20 protein-coding genes and 1 tRNA gene are annotated in these 15,972 nt (G+C 64.0%); 8 read left to right on the top strand and 13 right to left on the bottom strand.

Going from position 1 to position 15,972, the window contains the following annotated elements; genetic code table 11:
* Positions 1–19 precede the first annotated feature (19 nt).
* From Bsp3421_RS24075 to Bsp3421_RS24045, 7 genes are all read right to left on the bottom strand, one after another.
* Entirely contained in the window at positions 20–742 is a 723-nt protein-coding gene (locus Bsp3421_RS24075; protein WP_274004064.1) for an energy transducer TonB, read from the bottom strand.
* A 223-nt stretch (positions 743–965) separates the two neighbouring features.
* Entirely contained in the window at positions 966–1,202 is a 237-nt protein-coding gene (locus Bsp3421_RS24070; RefSeq protein WP_274004062.1) for a (2Fe-2S)-binding protein, read from the bottom strand.
* A gap of 149 nt (positions 1,203–1,351) precedes the next feature.
* Positions 1,352–2,239 (bottom strand): glutamate racemase, encoded by an 888-nt coding sequence (gene murI, locus Bsp3421_RS24065; protein WP_274004060.1) that lies wholly within the window; start codon positions 2,237–2,239, stop codon positions 1,352–1,354.
* Positions 2,240–2,267: 28 nt separating this feature from the next.
* Positions 2,268–2,744, bottom strand: a complete 477-nt coding sequence (gene bfr / locus Bsp3421_RS24060; RefSeq protein ID WP_252982814.1) for a bacterioferritin — start codon at positions 2,742–2,744, stop codon at positions 2,268–2,270.
* Between the two features lie 154 nt (positions 2,745–2,898).
* Positions 2,899–4,422 (bottom strand): fumarate hydratase, encoded by a 1,524-nt coding sequence (locus tag Bsp3421_RS24055; RefSeq protein WP_274004056.1) that lies wholly within the window; start codon positions 4,420–4,422, stop codon positions 2,899–2,901.
* A gap of 49 nt (positions 4,423–4,471) precedes the next feature.
* Positions 4,472–5,068: a TIGR00645 family protein gene (locus tag Bsp3421_RS24050; RefSeq protein WP_274004055.1), complete on the bottom strand. Its 597-nt coding sequence runs from the start codon at positions 5,066–5,068 to the stop codon at positions 4,472–4,474.
* A 101-nt stretch (positions 5,069–5,169) separates the two neighbouring features.
* Positions 5,170–6,066 (bottom strand): DMT family transporter, encoded by an 897-nt coding sequence (locus Bsp3421_RS24045; protein WP_274004053.1) that lies wholly within the window; start codon positions 6,064–6,066, stop codon positions 5,170–5,172.
* Positions 6,067–6,355: 289 nt separating this feature from the next.
* Here Bsp3421_RS24045 and acs point away from each other — a divergent pair, with 289 nt between their 5' ends.
* The 5 genes from acs (at position 6,356) to Bsp3421_RS24020 (ending at position 11,384) form a co-directional block, all read left to right on the top strand.
* Positions 6,356–8,338 (top strand): acetate--CoA ligase, encoded by a 1,983-nt coding sequence (acs, locus tag Bsp3421_RS24040; protein WP_274004050.1) that lies wholly within the window; start codon positions 6,356–6,358, stop codon positions 8,336–8,338.
* A gap of 80 nt (positions 8,339–8,418) precedes the next feature.
* A complete protein-coding gene (locus Bsp3421_RS24035) occupies positions 8,419–8,769 on the top strand; it encodes a DUF4212 domain-containing protein (protein ID WP_274004048.1) in 351 nt (116 codons plus the stop codon).
* A 3-nt stretch (positions 8,770–8,772) separates the two neighbouring features.
* Complete coding sequence (locus Bsp3421_RS24030; RefSeq protein WP_274004046.1) at positions 8,773–10,788, top strand: sodium:solute symporter family protein; 2,016 nt, start codon at positions 8,773–8,775, stop codon at positions 10,786–10,788.
* A 49-nt stretch (positions 10,789–10,837) separates the two neighbouring features.
* Positions 10,838–10,928: transfer RNA gene (locus Bsp3421_RS24025), tRNA-Ser, on the top strand.
* Between the two features lie 102 nt (positions 10,929–11,030).
* Positions 11,031–11,384, top strand: a complete 354-nt coding sequence (locus Bsp3421_RS24020) for a hypothetical protein (protein ID WP_274004045.1) — start codon at positions 11,031–11,033, stop codon at positions 11,382–11,384.
* A 704-nt stretch (positions 11,385–12,088) separates the two neighbouring features.
* Here the strand turns inward: Bsp3421_RS24020 and Bsp3421_RS24015 are convergent.
* Genes Bsp3421_RS24015 through Bsp3421_RS23990 form a run of 6 tightly spaced genes read right to left on the bottom strand, consistent with a single transcriptional unit; the run spans position 12,089 to position 14,849 of the window.
* Positions 12,089–12,568, bottom strand: coding sequence for a hypothetical protein (locus tag Bsp3421_RS24015; RefSeq protein WP_274004043.1), 480 nt, complete (start codon positions 12,566–12,568; stop codon positions 12,089–12,091).
* A gap of 23 nt (positions 12,569–12,591) precedes the next feature.
* Positions 12,592–13,059 (bottom strand): hypothetical protein, encoded by a 468-nt coding sequence (locus Bsp3421_RS24010; protein WP_274004041.1) that lies wholly within the window; start codon positions 13,057–13,059, stop codon positions 12,592–12,594.
* 7 nt (positions 13,060–13,066) lie between these two features.
* Positions 13,067–13,468 (bottom strand): hypothetical protein, encoded by a 402-nt coding sequence (locus tag Bsp3421_RS24005; RefSeq protein ID WP_274004039.1) that lies wholly within the window; start codon positions 13,466–13,468, stop codon positions 13,067–13,069.
* On the bottom strand, positions 13,461–13,811 hold the full coding sequence (locus tag Bsp3421_RS24000) for a hypothetical protein (RefSeq protein ID WP_274004038.1): 351 nt from the start codon (positions 13,809–13,811) through the stop codon (positions 13,461–13,463). Before Bsp3421_RS24000 ends, Bsp3421_RS24005 begins: the two co-directional genes overlap by 8 nt.
* A gap of 48 nt (positions 13,812–13,859) precedes the next feature.
* Positions 13,860–14,438 carry a hypothetical protein gene (locus tag Bsp3421_RS23995; RefSeq protein WP_274004035.1) on the bottom strand — a complete coding sequence of 193 codons (579 nt, stop codon included), beginning with the start codon at positions 14,436–14,438 and terminating at the stop codon, positions 13,860–13,862.
* 48 nt (positions 14,439–14,486) lie between these two features.
* Positions 14,487–14,849 (bottom strand): hypothetical protein, encoded by a 363-nt coding sequence (locus Bsp3421_RS23990; RefSeq protein ID WP_274004034.1) that lies wholly within the window; start codon positions 14,847–14,849, stop codon positions 14,487–14,489.
* 62 nt (positions 14,850–14,911) lie between these two features.
* Here Bsp3421_RS23990 and Bsp3421_RS23985 point away from each other — a divergent pair, with 62 nt between their 5' ends.
* The 3 genes from Bsp3421_RS23985 to Bsp3421_RS23975 are packed head-to-tail and all read left to right on the top strand — an operon-like array spanning position 14,912 to position 15,933.
* Positions 14,912–15,220, top strand: coding sequence for an Arc family DNA-binding protein (locus tag Bsp3421_RS23985; protein ID WP_274004031.1), 309 nt, complete (start codon positions 14,912–14,914; stop codon positions 15,218–15,220).
* Positions 15,221–15,226: 6 nt separating this feature from the next.
* Complete coding sequence (locus tag Bsp3421_RS23980; RefSeq protein ID WP_274004030.1) at positions 15,227–15,742, top strand: hypothetical protein; 516 nt, start codon at positions 15,227–15,229, stop codon at positions 15,740–15,742.
* Positions 15,739–15,933, top strand: coding sequence for a hypothetical protein (locus Bsp3421_RS23975; protein WP_274004028.1), 195 nt, complete (start codon positions 15,739–15,741; stop codon positions 15,931–15,933). Before Bsp3421_RS23980 ends, Bsp3421_RS23975 begins: the two co-directional genes overlap by 4 nt.
* The last annotated feature ends 39 nt before the right edge of the window (positions 15,934–15,972 follow it).

The raw sequence follows: 15,972 nt of genomic DNA, 5'->3' as shown, positions 1-15,972 counted from the left end.
TTTTTGGATGTAGCGGAAATCAGTCGGTCAGGCTGAAGTCGTAGGGCTGCGTGTACGCGGCGCGCATCGGCTGCCCGTTCTGCAGGTACGGCTGGCACTGCGACGCGCGCACGGCTTCGAGCGCGGCGTCGTCGAGGCGCGGGAAGCCGCTGCTCTGGGCAATCTGCGCGCTTTCGATCTGGCCGCTGACGCCGACCACGAAGCGCACCTTCGCGACGCCGGTTTCGCCGCGGCGCTTCGACAGCGCGGGGTAATTCGCCTTGACGATCTGGCACGACAGCGACGCGCCGCCCTTGGGCGCGGCGATTTCCATCGTCGGCCGCGCGGGCGCCGGAGCCGGTGCGGCCGGCGGCGCGGCGGGGGCCGCCGGGGCCGGCGGCGCGGGTTCGGGCGCGGTGACCGCATTGGGCGAGGGCTCGTGCGTGACCGGCAGCGGCGTGGGCGTCTGCTTGACCACGGGCTTGGGCGTGGGCTTCGGCCGCGGCGTGGGGATGGGTTTCGGTTGCGGCGTCGGCGCGGACTGCACGCCGACCGGTTGGGCAACCGGCGTCGAACTCAGCAGCTGCGCGGTGATCGCTTTCGATTCGAGCGGACGCTCCGGCACGTCGTTGCGCATCAGCAGCGCGCCGGCCAGCAGCAGCGCGTGTCCGGCGAGGACTGCGGCGGTGGCGGTAACGACACGGGGATTCATACGGGAAGCAACCGGCCAGGAGCCGGTCGGTACGGAAGTCGAGGCCTGCATGTTAGCTTGGTAGGGCGGTGGTGCGCGGCCGGCGCACCCGGGATGGCGATCTCATTTGCGGAAAATCAACAGCGAGATACACACAGTCGTCACGAATCCGATCAGCAACTCCATCACAGGCTCCTTTGCAGGTAAGCCGCTGGCTCGCGGGAAAGGCTTGCTGACGGGCGGGTGGAAACAACAATACGACGCGGCTCGCGCCGCGCAACGCGCAATCGTGCCTTCAGGCCGCCTTGCGTTCGTAGAACGTCACGGGAATCGGGTGGGCGTGGTGTTCGACGCCGCAACGGCTCGCGCAGACGCCGTGCTCCGCCATGAGGTCGCGCACGGACTCCTCGCACTTCCCGCAACAGGAGGCGACGCCCAGTTCGAATTGAAGCTCTTCAAAGCTGGCGGCACCCTCGGCGAGGGAGGCGCGAATCTTCCGGTCGGATACCGATTTGCACACGCAGACGATCATGATGGACGTGATAGCTAACGTTAATGCGAATTATTATCATTCTATTCACGAGGCTTGGCAAGGGTGGGGCGGGCTTTTTTGTAACAAAACCAGGTGCTTAGCAGGGTTTCCCGGCAACGGGCGGCACGCATGGCCGCCCGGCGGCCCGTTCAGGCCGGCTGGGCGGAACGGGCGGCCGCGCTCGGCGAAACGATCGACACGGTTTCGACCCCGGTTTCCAGCCCGAGCAGGGCGGCGGCGAGCGTGTGCAGATGCGCGCCGTCGCTGGTGGAGCACAGGCGGGTCGGGCGCGCGACGGCGTCGGCCGGCGCGCGCAGGCCGTGCGCGTCGAGCACGCGGCCCAGCTGGCGCGCGATGGCGTCGCTGGTGTCGACGAGGGTGAGACGATCGCCCGCGAGCGCGCGGATCGTTTCGTCGAGGAACGGGTAGTGGGTGCAGCCGAGCACGAGCGTATCGGCGCCGGCGGCGAGCATCGGTTCGAGATAGGACGCCAGGAGCGCGCGCAGCTCGGGCGAGTTGATGTCGCAGCGCTCGACCGCCTGCACGAGCCCGTGGCCGGGCTGGCACATGAAACGGCAGTCGGCCGCGTGCCGCTCCAGTAGCGCGCGGAACCGCTCGCTGCGCAGCGTGGCCTGGGTGGCGAGCACGCCCGCCACGCGCGAGCGCGATACCTGCGTGGCCGGCTTGATGCCGGGCTCGACGCCGACGAGCGGGATCGGCAATTGCGTGCGCACCGCGGCGATCGATTGCGCGGTGGCGGTGTTGCAGGCGACCACGAGCGCCTTCGCGCCCTGGCCGACCAACCATTCGCCGATGGCCAGCGTGCGCTCGGTGATGAACGCGTCGTCGCGTTCGCCGTAGGGCGCGTGGCGGGAATCGGCAACGTAAACGAATGTTTCGGCGGGCAGCAGCGCGCGCGCGGCGCGCAGGACCGACAGGCCGCCCAGCCCGGAATCGAAGATGCCGATCGGCGCGTGCGCGCGCGCCGCCGGCGCGGCGGCGGGCGGTATATCGGGCAACGGGGACGGGCGGAGCATGCGGGTGCGGCGGGAGAGGGGCGGGGAGTTACTCCGGCGAGCCCATCATCGTCTGCTGATAGTTCTGCAGGCCGACCTTGCCGATCAGATCGATCTGCGTTTCCAGCCAGTCGATATGTTCTTCGGTGTCGTCGAGGATCTTTTCGAAGATCTCGCGCGAGACGTAGTCACGCACCGTTTCGCAATAGGCGATTGCTTCCTTGCAGGTGGCCTGGGAGATCTGTTCGAGCTTCAGGTCGCACTTCAGGATTTCTTCGGTTTCTTCGCCGACGAGCAGCTTGTGCAGGTCTTGAAGATTCGGCAGGCCGTCGAGCATGAACACGCGCTCGATCAGCCAGTCGGCGTGCTTCATCTCGCCGATCGATTCGTCGTATTCATGCTTGCCGAGCTTTTCGAGGCCCCAGTGCTTGTACATGCGCGCATGCAGGAAATACTGGTTGATTGCAGTCAGCTCGTTCTTCAACTGGGCGTTGAGATATTCGATGACTTTCTTATCGCCTTGCATGATGGTTCCTTTTAAATCGTGTGGGGCTCAGACTATCGAAAGATAAACGCTCGCACCCGAAAAGCCAAGCGTAAATCGGTTCGATATCCGAAAGGCCGCGCGTAATGAGAATCAAAAAGGCCGGATTGAAATCCGGCCTGAAAATCATTCTTGTTTACACGCTTGCGACCGGGATTTTGCCGATCTTCGCTTGCCATTCCTTCGGCCCCGTCTGATGCACCGATGTGCCCGACGAATCGACCGCGACCGTCACCGGCATGTCCTGCACGTCGAACTCGTAGATCGCTTCCATGCCGAGGTCTTCGAACGCGAGCACCTTCGCGTGGCGGATCGCCTTCGACACGAGATAGGCGGCGCCGCCCACGGCCATCAGGTAGGCGGCCTGATGCTTCTTGATCGCCTCGATCGCGACCGGGCCGCGCTCGGCCTTGCCGATCATCGAGATCAGCCCGGTCTGCGCGAGCATCATCTCGGTGAACTTGTCCATCCGCGTCGCGGTGGTCGGGCCTGCCGGGCCCACGGCTTCGTCACGCACGGGATCGACCGGGCCGACGTAGTAGATCACGCGGTTCGTGAAGTCGACGGGCAGCGTCTCGCCCTTCGCGAGCATGTCGGCGATGCGCTTGTGCGCGGCGTCGCGGCCCGTGAGCATCTTGCCCGACAGCAGCAGCGTCTGGCCCGGCGTCCAGCTTGCGACCTCGGCGGGCGTCAGCGTGTCGAGGTTCACGCGCTGGCTGGTTTCGGTGTTCGGCTCCCACTGGACCTTCGGCCATGCGTCGAGCGGCGGCGGGTCGAGGCGCGCGACGCCCGAGCCGTCGAGCGTGAAATGCGCGTGACGGGTCGCCGCGCAGTTCGGGATCAGCGCGACGGGCTTCGACGCCGCATGCGTCGGCGCCGCCATGATCTTCACGTCGAGCACGGTCGCGAGACCGCCGAGCCCCTGCGCGCCGATGCCGAGCGCGTTGACCTTCTCGTACAGCTCGATGCGCAGTTCCTCGGCCCAGTCCTTCGGACCGCGCGCGATCACATCCTGGATGTCGATCGGATCCATCAGCGATTCCTTCGCCATCACCATCGCCTTCTCGGCGGTGCCGCCGATGCCGATCCCGAGCATCCCCGGCGGGCACCAGCCCGCGCCCATCGTCGGCACGGTCTTCAGCACCCAGTCGACGATCGAGTCGGACGGATTCAGCATCACGAACTTCGACTTGTTCTCCGAGCCGCCGCCCTTCGCCGCGACCTGCACGTCGACCTTGTCGCCCGGCACGATCTCGTAGTGGATCACGGCCGGCGTGTTGTCCTTCGTGTTCTTGCGGCCGCCTTCGGGCGGGTTCACGATCGACGCGCGCAGCACGTTGTCCGGGTTCAGGTAACCGCGGCGCACGCCCTCGTTGATCATGTCGGTGACGCCCATCGTCGCGCCGTCCCAGCGCACGTCCATGCCGACCTTCACGAAGATCGTCACGATGCCGGTGTCCTGGCAGATCGGGCGACGGCCTTCGGCGCACATGCGGCTGTTGGTGAGGATCTGCGCGATCGCGTCCTTCGCGGCCGGGCTTTCCTCGCGCTCGTACGCGCGGCCGAGCGCCTGGATGTAGTCGAGCGGATGGTAGTAGCTGATGTACTGCAGCGAATCCGCGATGCTCTGGATCAGGTCTTCCTGTTTGATGACGGTCATGGCTGAGACTCTGTGGGGACAGTGGGAATCGGTTGGGCAGCGCCGGTCGTTACGCCGGCTCGCGATGCGCGGCGGGCTGCGCGGGCGCATCGGTATGGAAATGCTCGGTATGGGTGCGCGTCGTCAGGCGGTCGACCCACGCCATCACGAGCGCCGACAGCAGGAACGACACATGGATCAGCACCTGCCACATGATCGCGTGGTTCGTGTGCTGGTCCGGGCTGATGAAGATCTTGAGCAGATGGATCGACGAGATGCTGATCAGCGCCATCGACAGCTTCACCTTCAGCAGGCCCGCGTTCACGTGATCGAGCCATTCGGGCTCGTCGGGATGCCCCTCGATGCCGAGGCGCGACACGAAGGTTTCGTAGCCGCCGACGATCACCATGATCAGCAGGTTCGAGATCATCACCACGTCGATCAGGCTCAGCACCACGAGCATCACGCTCGTTTCGTCGAGCGAGGTCGCGTGCGAGACCAGGTGCCAGACTTCCGTGAGGAACAGGAAGACATAGACCGCCTGCCCGAGGATCAGGCCCAGGTAGAGCGGTACTTGCAGCCAGCGGCTCATGAAGATGAGCGCGGGCAGCGGGCGCATCCGGTGACGGGAGGAACGGGCGTGCGGCGTGGGCGACGGGGCAGACATGGCGCGGGTATCGGGGGTATTTTTGAAAGCGCGTCATTGTAACGCGTCGCCCGGCCGGGCTGCAGCGGCGCCCGTTCGCGACGGCGGGCGCCGCGAAGCGGCTACGAGGACACGGGCGGCGCGCGCCGCGCCCGCACGCTCGCGAGCGCGATGCCCGTGACCACGCAGGCGAGCGCGAAGCCGTGCGCGAGCGTCGGGCGCTCGCCGAGCACCAGGATGCCGTAGAGCGCCGCGGCGATCGGCAGCACCGCGCTGAACACGCCGGCGAGGCTGCCCGGCACGTGGCGGATGCCCTTCATCCACAGCCAGAACGAGAAGATGCTCGCGGACAGCCCGTACCAGACGACCAGCGCCCAGATGCCCGCCGGCACGCTCGCGTAGTCGAAGCGCCAGAGCGCGCTCGCGCCGAGCGGCAGCATCAGCAGCAGGCCGAACAGGTGGGTGTACGCGCAGATGTCGATCGGCGCGAGCGTCTGCGTGAGGCGGCGCGACAGGATCACGTACAGCGATTCGCAGCACACCGCGCCCAGCATCAGCAGGTTGCCGGTGAGCGAGCCCGCCTGCGCGCCGTCGTCGGCCTGCCCGCCGGCGAGATTGATGGTCACGACGCCGACGATCGCGAGCGCGATCGACACCAGCGCGCGGCCGCTCGGCTTCTCGCGCAGGAACAGCCACGCGAACAGCGCGACCACGGCGGGGATCGTGCTCGTGATCACGCCCGCCGCGACCGCGCTCGTGCGCTGCACGCCGTTCAGCATCAGCAGCGTGAACATGAAGGTGCCGAAGAACGCCTGCAGGAACAGGTTCAGCCATTCGCCGCGCTTGACCGTGCGCATCTTGACCGGGCTGAACAGCGGCCACAGCACGGCGATCGCGACCACGAAGCGCAGCGTGGCGAGCAGGGCGACGGGAACGAAGACGACGATGGACTTGCCGATGCCGACGTTGCTGCCGACCAGCAGCATCGACAGGATGAGGAAGAGAGCGTAGCGATTCAAGCTGGAATCCGGACGACGAGTTCAGTTAGCATTGTAGAGTCGCCCGAAAGCCGGCGTAAAGCTTGGGCCGGGCGCCGCCCGCGTAAGTGACGGGTAAGTTGCGGCGCTTATCGTGGCAATCGCCGTGTCGCGCTGCGCGGCCGCGTGGCGTGCTGCGCTGCAGCATCGCGAGCCATGCGGGTCCGGCCGTCGCGCGAGGGTGGAGACAGGCGCGTCACGCGCCAACGAGATGCGGCGCGCACGATCGCGCCGCCATGCAGTCGGTTTCACGTTCACCAAGGGGTTGTCGATGTCTGCGATTGAATCGGTTCTGCACGAACGCCGCCAGTTTGCACCGCCCGCCACCGTCGGGCAGGCGGCGACCATTGCCGGGATGGCGGCCTACCAGGCGCTCGTCGATGAGGCGGCGCGTGACTACGAAGGATTCTGGGCGCGCCTCGCGCGCGAGACGCTCGAATGGCGCAAGCCGTTCAGCAAGGTGCTCGACGAGACGCGCGCGCCGTTCTACAGCTGGTTCGAGGACGGCGAGCTGAACGCGTCGTACAACTGCCTCGACCGCCATGTCGCGGCCGGCAACGGCGAGCGGGTCGCGGTGATCTTCGAGGCCGATGACGGCGCCGTGACACGTGTCACGTACGCCGACCTGCTCGCGCGCGTGAGCCGCTTCGCGAACGCGCTGAAGAAGCGTGGGATCGGCAAGGGCGACCGGGTCGTGATCTACATGCCGATGTCGATCGAGGGGATCGTCGCGATGCAGGCCTGCGCGCGCATCGGCGCGACGCACTCGGTCGTGTTCGGCGGCTTCTCGTCGAAGTCGCTCAACGAGCGGCTCGTCGACGTGGGCGCGAGCGCGCTCATCACCGCCGACGAGCAGATGCGCGGCGGCAAGACGCTGCCGCTCAAGAGCATCGCCGACGAGGCGATCGCGATGGGCGGCTGCGAGAAGGTCAAGAGCGTGATCGTGTACCGCCGCACGGGCGGCAAGGTCGACTGGCACGCCGGGCGCGACCTGTGGATGCACGAGCTGGCGGCGGCCGAGGCCGAGGTGTGCGAGCCGGAATGGGTCGGCGCCGAGCATCCGCTCTTCATCCTGTATACGTCGGGCTCGACCGGCAAGCCGAAGGGCGTGCAGCACAGCACGGGCGGCTACCTGCTGTGGGCGGCCCAGACGATGAAGTGGACCTTCGACTGGAAGCCCGACGACGTCTTCTGGTGCACGGCCGACATCGGCTGGATCACGGGCCACACCTACATCACCTACGGGCCGCTCGCCACCGGCGCGACCCAGGTCGTGTTCGAGGGCGTGCCGACCTATCCGAACGCCGGGCGTTTCTGGAAGATGATCGCCGACCACAGGGTGACGGTGTTCTATACCGCGCCGACCGCGATCCGCTCGCTGATCAAGGCGGCCGAGGCCGACCCGGTCGTGCATCCGAAGAGCTACGACCTGTCGAGCCTGCGCATCATCGGCACGGTGGGCGAGCCGATCAATCCGGAAGCGTGGATGTGGTATCACAAGCACGTGGGCGGCGAGCGCTGCCCGATCGTCGACACCTGGTGGCAGACCGAGACGGGCGGCCACATGATCACGCCGCTGCCGGGCGCGACGCCGACGGTGCCGGGCTCGTGCACGCTGCCGCTGCCGGGCATCATGGCCGCCGTGGTCGACGAGACCGGCCAGGACGTGCCGAACGGGCAGGGCGGGATCCTCGTCGTCAAGCGGCCGTGGCCGTCGATGGCGCGCACCATCTGGGGCGATCCGGAGCGCTTCAAGAAGAGCTATTTCCCCGAGGAGCTCGGCGGGCGGCTGTACCTCGCCGGCGACGGCACGGTGCGCGACAAGGACAGCGGCTACTTCACGATCATGGGCCGCATCGACGACGTGCTGAACGTCTCGGGGCACCGGCTCGGCACGATGGAGATCGAATCGGCGCTGGTGTCGCATCCGCTCGTCGCGGAAGCGGCCGTGGTCGGCCGCCCGGACGATACGACGGGCGAGGCGGTGGTCGCGTTCGTGGTGCTCAAGCGCTCGCGCCCCGAGGGCGAGGAAGGCGTCGCGCTCGCGAAGGAGCTGCGCGACTGGGTCGGCAAGGAAATTGGGCCGATCGCGAAGCCGAAGGACATCCGGTTCGGCGACAACCTGCCCAAGACCCGCTCGGGCAAGATCATGCGCCGGCTGCTGCGCTCGCTCGCGAAGGGCGAGGCGATCACGCAGGACACCTCGACGCTCGAGAATCCGGCCATCCTGGAACAGCTCGCCGAAGTGCGCTGAGCGTTCGCGCGGCTTCGTGCGACCGGCCCCTGCGCGGCAATCCCGATTGCCCGCGCGGGGGCTTTTTGTTACACAAGCGCATGGCCGCCTCGTCCTCCTCCCCCGCGCATCCCGCTGAGCCGCCCGACGTGCCCGCCGCGCTCGCGCGCGCGCATGCGCGCTACTGGCGCTTCAACGTCGGTTTGATCGCGATCCTGATGGCGATCGGCTTCGCGGTGTCGTTCGTGGTTCCGAGCTTCGCGCACGCGCTCGCGCCGCTGCGCTTCGCCGGTTTCAGCCTGCCGTTCTACCTCGGGGCGCAAGGCGCGATCCTGATCTACCTGGCGCTGATCCTCGTGTACATCGTGCTGATGCAGCGCGCCGACCGCGTGCTGCGCCGCGCTTACGACCAGCAGGCAGACCCTGCCGCGCATCCTGGCGGCGGCCGCTGAGCGATGCTGACGAACCGCCTGATCCACGCGTACGCGCTTTATACGGTCGGCTTTCTCGCATTCGTGCTGCTGCTCGCGCGCATCGAGCACGTGACCGGGCCCGGCGTATGGATCGGCTATGTGTTCCTGTTCGTGCCGATCGCGGTGTACGCGGTGATCGGGCTGTTGTCGCGCACCTCGGATCTGGTCGAGTACTACGTGGCGGGGCGGCGCGTGCCGTCCGCGTTCAACGGCATGGCCACCGCGGCGGACTGGCTGTCGGCCGCGTCGTTCATCGGCCTCGCGGGCTCGCTGTACGCAACCGGCTATGACGCGCTCGCCTATCTGATGGGCTGGACGGGCGGCTTCTGCCTCGTCGCGTTCCTGCTCGCGCCGTACGTGCGCAAGCTCGCGCGCTACACGATTCCCGATTTCCTCGGCACGCGGTTCTCGAGCACGGCGATGCGCGGGCTGGCGGCGGGGGCGGCGATCCTGTGCTCGTTCGTGTATCTGGTCGCGCAGATCCAGGGCATCGGCCTGATCGCGACGCGCTTCATCGGCGTCGATTTCTCGATCGGGATCTTTTGCGGGCTGGCCGGGATCCTGGTCTGCTCGTTTCTCGGTGGCATGCGCGCGGTGACCTGGACCCAGGTCGCGCAATACATCATCCTGATCAGCGCGATCCTGATCCCGGTGTCGCTGATCGCGATGAAGCAGGGGCTCGGACCGGCGCCGCAGTTCGATTACGGCCGGCTCATGACACGCGTCGAACAACTCGAGGCGCGCGTGCGCACTTCGCCCGACGAACGTCGCGCGCGCGAGACCTATCGCGCCCGGGCCGTGCAGATCCAGGGCATGCTCGATCGCCTGCCGGCGTCGTACGGCGAGGAAAAGGCGCGGCTGGCCGACGAGCTGGCGGCGCTGCGCCGCCGTAACGGGCCGCTGCGCGAGATCAGCCAGCAGGAGCGCCGGCTCGCGGAATTCCCGCGCGATCCCGACGCGGCGCGGGTGGTGTGGGAGCAGGCGCGCGACGACCTGCTCGTGCGCGCGGCCGACCCGGAGCCGATGGCCGAGCCGTTCCCCGCCGCGAACGACGGCGAGCGCCGTCCGCGCGAGCGCAATTTCCTCGCGCTGCTGCTGTGCCTGTCGCTCGGCACGGCGAGCCTGCCGCATATCCTCACGCGCTACAACACGACGACCTCGGTGGCCTCGGCGCGGCGCTCGGTGGGCTGGACGCTGTTCTTCATCGCGCTGTTCTATCTGACGGTGCCGGTGCTCGCGGTGCTCATCAAGTACGAGATCCTCGCGAACCTGGTCGGGCGGCCGTTCGCGGAACTGCCGGCCTGGGTGACGCAGTGGCATCACCTCGAACCCGATCTGGTCGGCGTGTTCGATCTGCTCCACGACGGCGTCGTGCATTGGGCGGGCATCCAGATGCAGCCCGACATCGTCGTGCTCGCGGCGCCCGAGATCGCGGGGCTGCCGTATGTCGTGTCCGGGTTGATCGCGGCGGGGGCGCTCGCGGCGGCGCTGTCGACCGCGGACGGGCTGTTGCTCACGATCGCCAATGCGTTGTCGCACGACGTCTATTACCACATGGTCGCGCCGGATGCGTCGAGCCAGCGGCGCGTGACCATCTCCAAGGTGTTGCTGCTCGGGGTGGCGCTGTTCGCGTCGTATGTCGCGTCGCTCAATACGGGGAAGATCCTGTTCCTGGTGGGCGCGGCGTTCTCGCTGGCGGCGTCGAGTTTCTTCCCGGTGCTGGTGCTCGGGGTGTTCTGGAAGCGCACGACCACGCGCGGCGCGATCGCCGGCATGGTGACGGGGCTCGCGGTGTGCGTGTATTACATCGTGTCGACCTATCCGTTCTTTACCCAGATCACCGGGTTCGCCGGGCCCAGCTGGTTCGGGATCGAGCCGATCAGCTCGGGCGTGTTCGGCGTGCCGGCGGGGTTCGCGGTCGCGATCGTCGTGAGTCTGTGCGACCGGCCGCCGGATGCGTATACGAACGCGCTCGTGGACTACATCCGGCATCCTTGACGGGGGCTGGTGAAAGGGGCCGGGAGTTTGCTATACTCTCGCTCTTGCTGGAGAGATGGATGAGTGGTTTAAGTCGCACGCCTGGAAAGCGTGTATAGGTTAATCGCCTATCGGGGGTTCGAATCCCCCTCTCTCCGCCAGGACACTAGTAAGAACGGGCCTCTCGGCCCGTTTTTCGTATCTACCCGCCAAAGCACCCACCTAAATCACAAACGTCGTATTTCTGCCACAGGGGGCACGAAATGCCGAGCTACACGCTGACTGCCAGAGTCGTTCTGCACAAAGACGACGAGCGCGCCAAAGAACACTCTCCGGATGCCGAAGAATACGCGACGCTGCATGAGCAGATGTACGCGCGCGGCTATCGGCGCTTTTACGAAAGCATAGACGGTGACAAGTTCAAGCTGCCGCCCGGCGAATATACGATCGATGTGACGGCAGACGACGGCAAAGCCGCTCGGACTGCGGCAATGGACAAAGCAAAGGCCGCCGCCAAAAACGCGACCTCAGTCAGTCGCTTTTCCGTCTACATTACAGGGGGCGGAAATATCCGCGGCTACCATTTGGAGAAGATCTCCGAAGATCCAGACGCGTAGTCGCGTTGCACAGCGTTGCGTCTCGTCCCCTCGCGTTGCTAACACCAAGTCCTGATATGGGATCTCTGTCCCGATTCGGGACCGGCGCTAGCGGCGTTACTCAACCGTTTCAGAAACGTTACCCGCACGATATCGACCCGATATCAAGTCGTCATCGAAGGGGCTCGACGGGATTCATCAAACCCTTCACCAAAGACCGCGTTCGGTGAAGCCTCCCATGCCAGAGCCCGCGTCCCATGGGCCGCCTGCATCTGTCCCGTTGGACAAGCGCTTGCGTCCTTGGTGAAAAGCCCTGCTGCCTGGTACGGAGCGTCCGGCCTGGATTCATTGAGAACGCGTTCGGAACGCGTTCGGAACGCGTTCGATCCGTCCCAACGGCAGCAGGGGCTTGCAAGGGCCTCCAAAGGGGGCGGGTGAGGTTGCGTCGAGGTTATCCTAACTCCTCTACGACCACGCACAGAACGTTCGCGAGGATTCGCGAATGCATGAACAGGTTTCGACGGGGCTGAGCGTTTGTCGAATCAACAATCCCGGTTGTCAAAACGACAACGGCTGATGAATTGGTATCGACTGGGGCGATGCCGAAAACAGATGGTAACTCTTAGAGAAGTACATGCCATGTAACTAGGATCGTCGAAACGGGCTCCAATAGATACATGGCATGTATCTGGAAACGAATCGCCCGTTACATCGCATGTATCTGTTCAAGCTGCCTTAGCTACACGCAATGTAATAGGCGTCTCGACCTTATTGCGACCGACTGTCTTCTTCGTGCGCGCAATCGGCTCAACGGCCAGGTAGGCTCGCCGTGGAAATGCCGCAGCTGACGCATCCAGATCCTCGGTGACATCCAGGTCGCGCCAAGTAAGCGCATACCATGCAGTCCGGTTCGGAAAAGCACCTTTGCGCGATTCCCAGATCAGGCCGTTGTCGATCAACTCGGCCTTGGCTTTCGTGACGGTATTTGGCGAGTTCCAGCCGCGCAGCTTCAACTGGTCCCAGATGCAGCACAGACGGCCATTGTTGCGACCGTTGAATTCTCGACAGAACTCAAGCAGCAAGGCGCGAGCGTACACGCTGAGGTTGATGTAGCCCTGGCTCTCTAAAACGACCATTGGCAGCGCGGCAAACGTCGAGCCGTCGCGTCGTTTTGCATCGGCCTTGAACCGCTTCGACCGGCTCATACGTCGCCCCCTCGAAGCGGAAGTCAGTAGGTTTTATCGTTCGCCGCCGGTCGCGACGAGTACCGCCGCAACTGCCAATCACGGATCTGCACAAGGGCATTCGCCCATTCGGCCGGAGACAGGTTTCGCCAGTCTGGCTCGGGCCTGGGCCAGACGCGTTTCACGCGAAATTGCTCGATGTCATGCCATGCCGGGCTAACAGGATTGGCTCGAGATGCGGGCGTGTATAGCGCCACGAACGCTGGCAGGTTTGCCATCCGAGCCAGCTCGCGAATCACGCCGGTAGGCTTCTCTTGGCCGATGTCTTGGGCGACTTCAACGAGCGCCAGCGGCAACTTGCCGGAATACCCGTACTCGACGAACAAGACGCTATCAAGGTCAGCCATCGTCAATGATTGCGACCGACGACGGCCGAGGAAGCGACCAATGGACCGCGGCCGATGCCAAACACCATAAGCACGATCGCGGATGAGATGTTGTTCTTCTTGCATGGCTCGATTACCGGCTTACTTGGCCGGTACTGATATATTCGCTGACCACCGCGAAAAAGCCCTCTACCATTGTGGCCTCTCGCCAATCACCAGAACGTTGCACGCTTCTGAGCATGTTTCCGGTAATAAAGCTCAGGATGTGCTCATTGAATTCGCCCTCTGGATTGTTTAATAGATCAAGCAGCTCAAACGCATACGCGCGCCCCAACGTATGATGAACGGCGCAATAGTCAGTGTTCGGAGGGACGACGCTCCACCACACCATGTGCCCATTTTCATCTCGGGCGGTGAAAGGAAGATCTTCTGGCGTGCATGGCGCGCTACTCGAGGCAGACCACTTGATGCGCTTGGTCGCCTCACGCATTCCACCGCCATAATCTTTGAATTTAACAATGGCTGCGTTAGTCATGACGCCCCCTTACCTGTTGAAGGAAGGCTGCGCGATCTTTCACATACGACTCGTGAGCATCATGGCGCGCGCGGTTTTGTTCGTGATCTGCCCAATTGCAACCGTGTTCTTCCGCTTCGCAGTTGATCGTGTTCATCAAGTCACCGGCTCGTGCACTGATCGAGTGCATGATTGTCGCGATATCGTCGGTTTTGCTCCAGAAATCAGGGTTCGTCATTGCTGCAAGCGAAATGCTGCAAATCGAGATGATTTCTGACAACCCTTTCTGGGCAATGCAGTCAACGAGCTGCAGCGCGTTCGCGAGCTTGTTTTCGTTTGCCTCGATCACTTCTACCTTAGACATGGCTCACCTCTGAAAAGAGAGTATTCGGAACATACGGTTGTTCGGTCATCAGAATTCGCCTTCATTCGGACGGCGGCCGCGCGGCTTACGGGGCGGCGGGATGAGACTGGGGATTAGTGCTTTGAATGCTTGGAACTTCTCGTCGTCACCGGCAGCGAAATACAGTTTGTAGCGGCGATTCCACGCTGCGCGCCCTTCATCAGACTGCGCGTAAAGCATCTGCCTCAGCTTCTCCGCCTGGAGTTTGAGACAGTCGTCGGGCCAGTTTGAACCGGGCCGTTGCATACGCAGAACCCAGTTGTCACAGTCGATGAAATCTCGGCGAGAACCTTTCGCGCCCTCTGGCCGCTCGCGTCTCAGATGGAATCTGAGGCCATCGGCTACCCAGATAAGATCCCGATACCCGTCCGGCCATTTCGTTCCGGCCGGGATAACGCCTTCGGCTTCGAGTTGCATACGGGTGCCGATGTATTGGGACATCGACATGTCCATCGGGCGCAGGATGATGGTCAGCTCGCCGATGTCGAGCGGACGTGCGGAGGCCTCGGACGACTGTTCCGGAGCGATTTCGTTGGATGCGGAGGAGGTACGGACGAGCGGAAGCTCACCCTTTGCAGAGGTGCTCATAACAAGACTCCTATCACGTTTCTAAGGGCGCCAACGTTGGCGCAATGCCTACAGTACGCCTCTATTCGCAATCGCAAGGAGCGTCGGCAGTTGGGGCGGTGCAGGCTTTCGGCGTCCGCGGATGCGGGCGGTACGGCGCGGCGTCAGCAAAGCCTTTCGCGCCCGATAGTGGACGTCCGACGAGCGATCGGCGATCTCCTTCGCGATACGCGCCGCAAAGCCGTCACGAAACTGCCGAGTGCGCTCGTCGGCGTGCTGCGGCTCATCACATGCGGCTAGCAAGTCGGCCAGTGCGCCATCGCGGTAATCGGCCATGCTGGCGCTCGGGCAGAGCAGCCAACGGCGTGCGGCCTCAGCACCGGCTGCTGCACAGAACGACATGGAAGGCTTGGTGATTTCAGGCTGGTTCATTTCGATCCCCTCTGGTCCGGTTTGAACACGCGTGCACATCGCTGCACTTCGTTGAAACCATAATGAACCACCGTGGTCCTATTGTCAATACCACCGTGGTTCATCATAATCAACCCATGACTCGTGAAGATCCCCAGATGAAATTGCGCCTGCCGGCCGAGCTGAAAGACGTTCTCACCGCTGCTGCGCAAGAAAACAACCGCTCACTCAATGCAGAGGTAGTGAAGCGTCTTGAGGAAAGCGTTACGAACGCCGGTGCAGGGAAGTCGCCAGTGGTCGACGAATACACGCTCGACCTCTTCGCCGATACTGTCGCGGGCAAGGTCGTTCGGGCGCTAGATGAGCGGGAAAAGAAGCGCACAAAGCGCTGATCAACGATGCGCAAAATAGAGCGGATGTCTCCGGCACAATTCTTCGCGTCGACCGTGAAGCCGACCGTCGATGAATTTATGACCGACGTCCAGAACATCCGCAGGGGTCGTCTGGCGGCGATCGTGCTGTATCACATGGCAGACCATGCCGCGCTGGAAGGCTATGACGGCAATGATCGGCAAATAATGAACGCGCGCCTCGACAAGCTTCGTCAGGAACTCGGCGATGCATGTCCGGACTTCACGCTAATCCATGACATTGCTGATGCCTCAAAGCACGCGCGGCTATCGGTTCCGAAGAAGGCAGCTCCTCGGCAAATATCGACGGCGGAGCAATTAACGCGGCCACCTGGGTTCTTTGGCGTTCCGTTTGGAACCGGCGTGTTCAACGAAGCGTCTTGGGTGATAGTGACCTTCGACGACGGCAAAGCGCGGCCGCTCGCCGGGATCGTGCGATCAGTCACGGAGATGTGGGAAAAGAGACTGCGGCTGTGTGCGTCTGAACCTTCGAACAATCCATGAATATCAGCAAAACATTGAATATCGCCAGCGCGGTTTTGGGGTTGGTCGGAACCTTCCTCATGTACCGCGGAACGTTTGGGCTGGTTGCCTCAGGCGCTTATATGAACACCGCGTTGCTGGCCGAGGTGAAGAAAGGCAACGATCGGCGACAACTTCTACAGCGCATCCGGATTGATGCTGCTAACGCTTAGCTTTTTTGTGCAGGGATTCATATCAACTCCATTCGAAGA

The organism is Burkholderia sp. FERM BP-3421, assembly GCF_028657905.1.
Lineage (GTDB): Bacteria > Pseudomonadota > Gammaproteobacteria > Burkholderiales > Burkholderiaceae > Burkholderia.
Note: the sequence above shows the minus strand (reverse complement) of the source record. Positions and strands in the feature narration are given on the sequence as shown.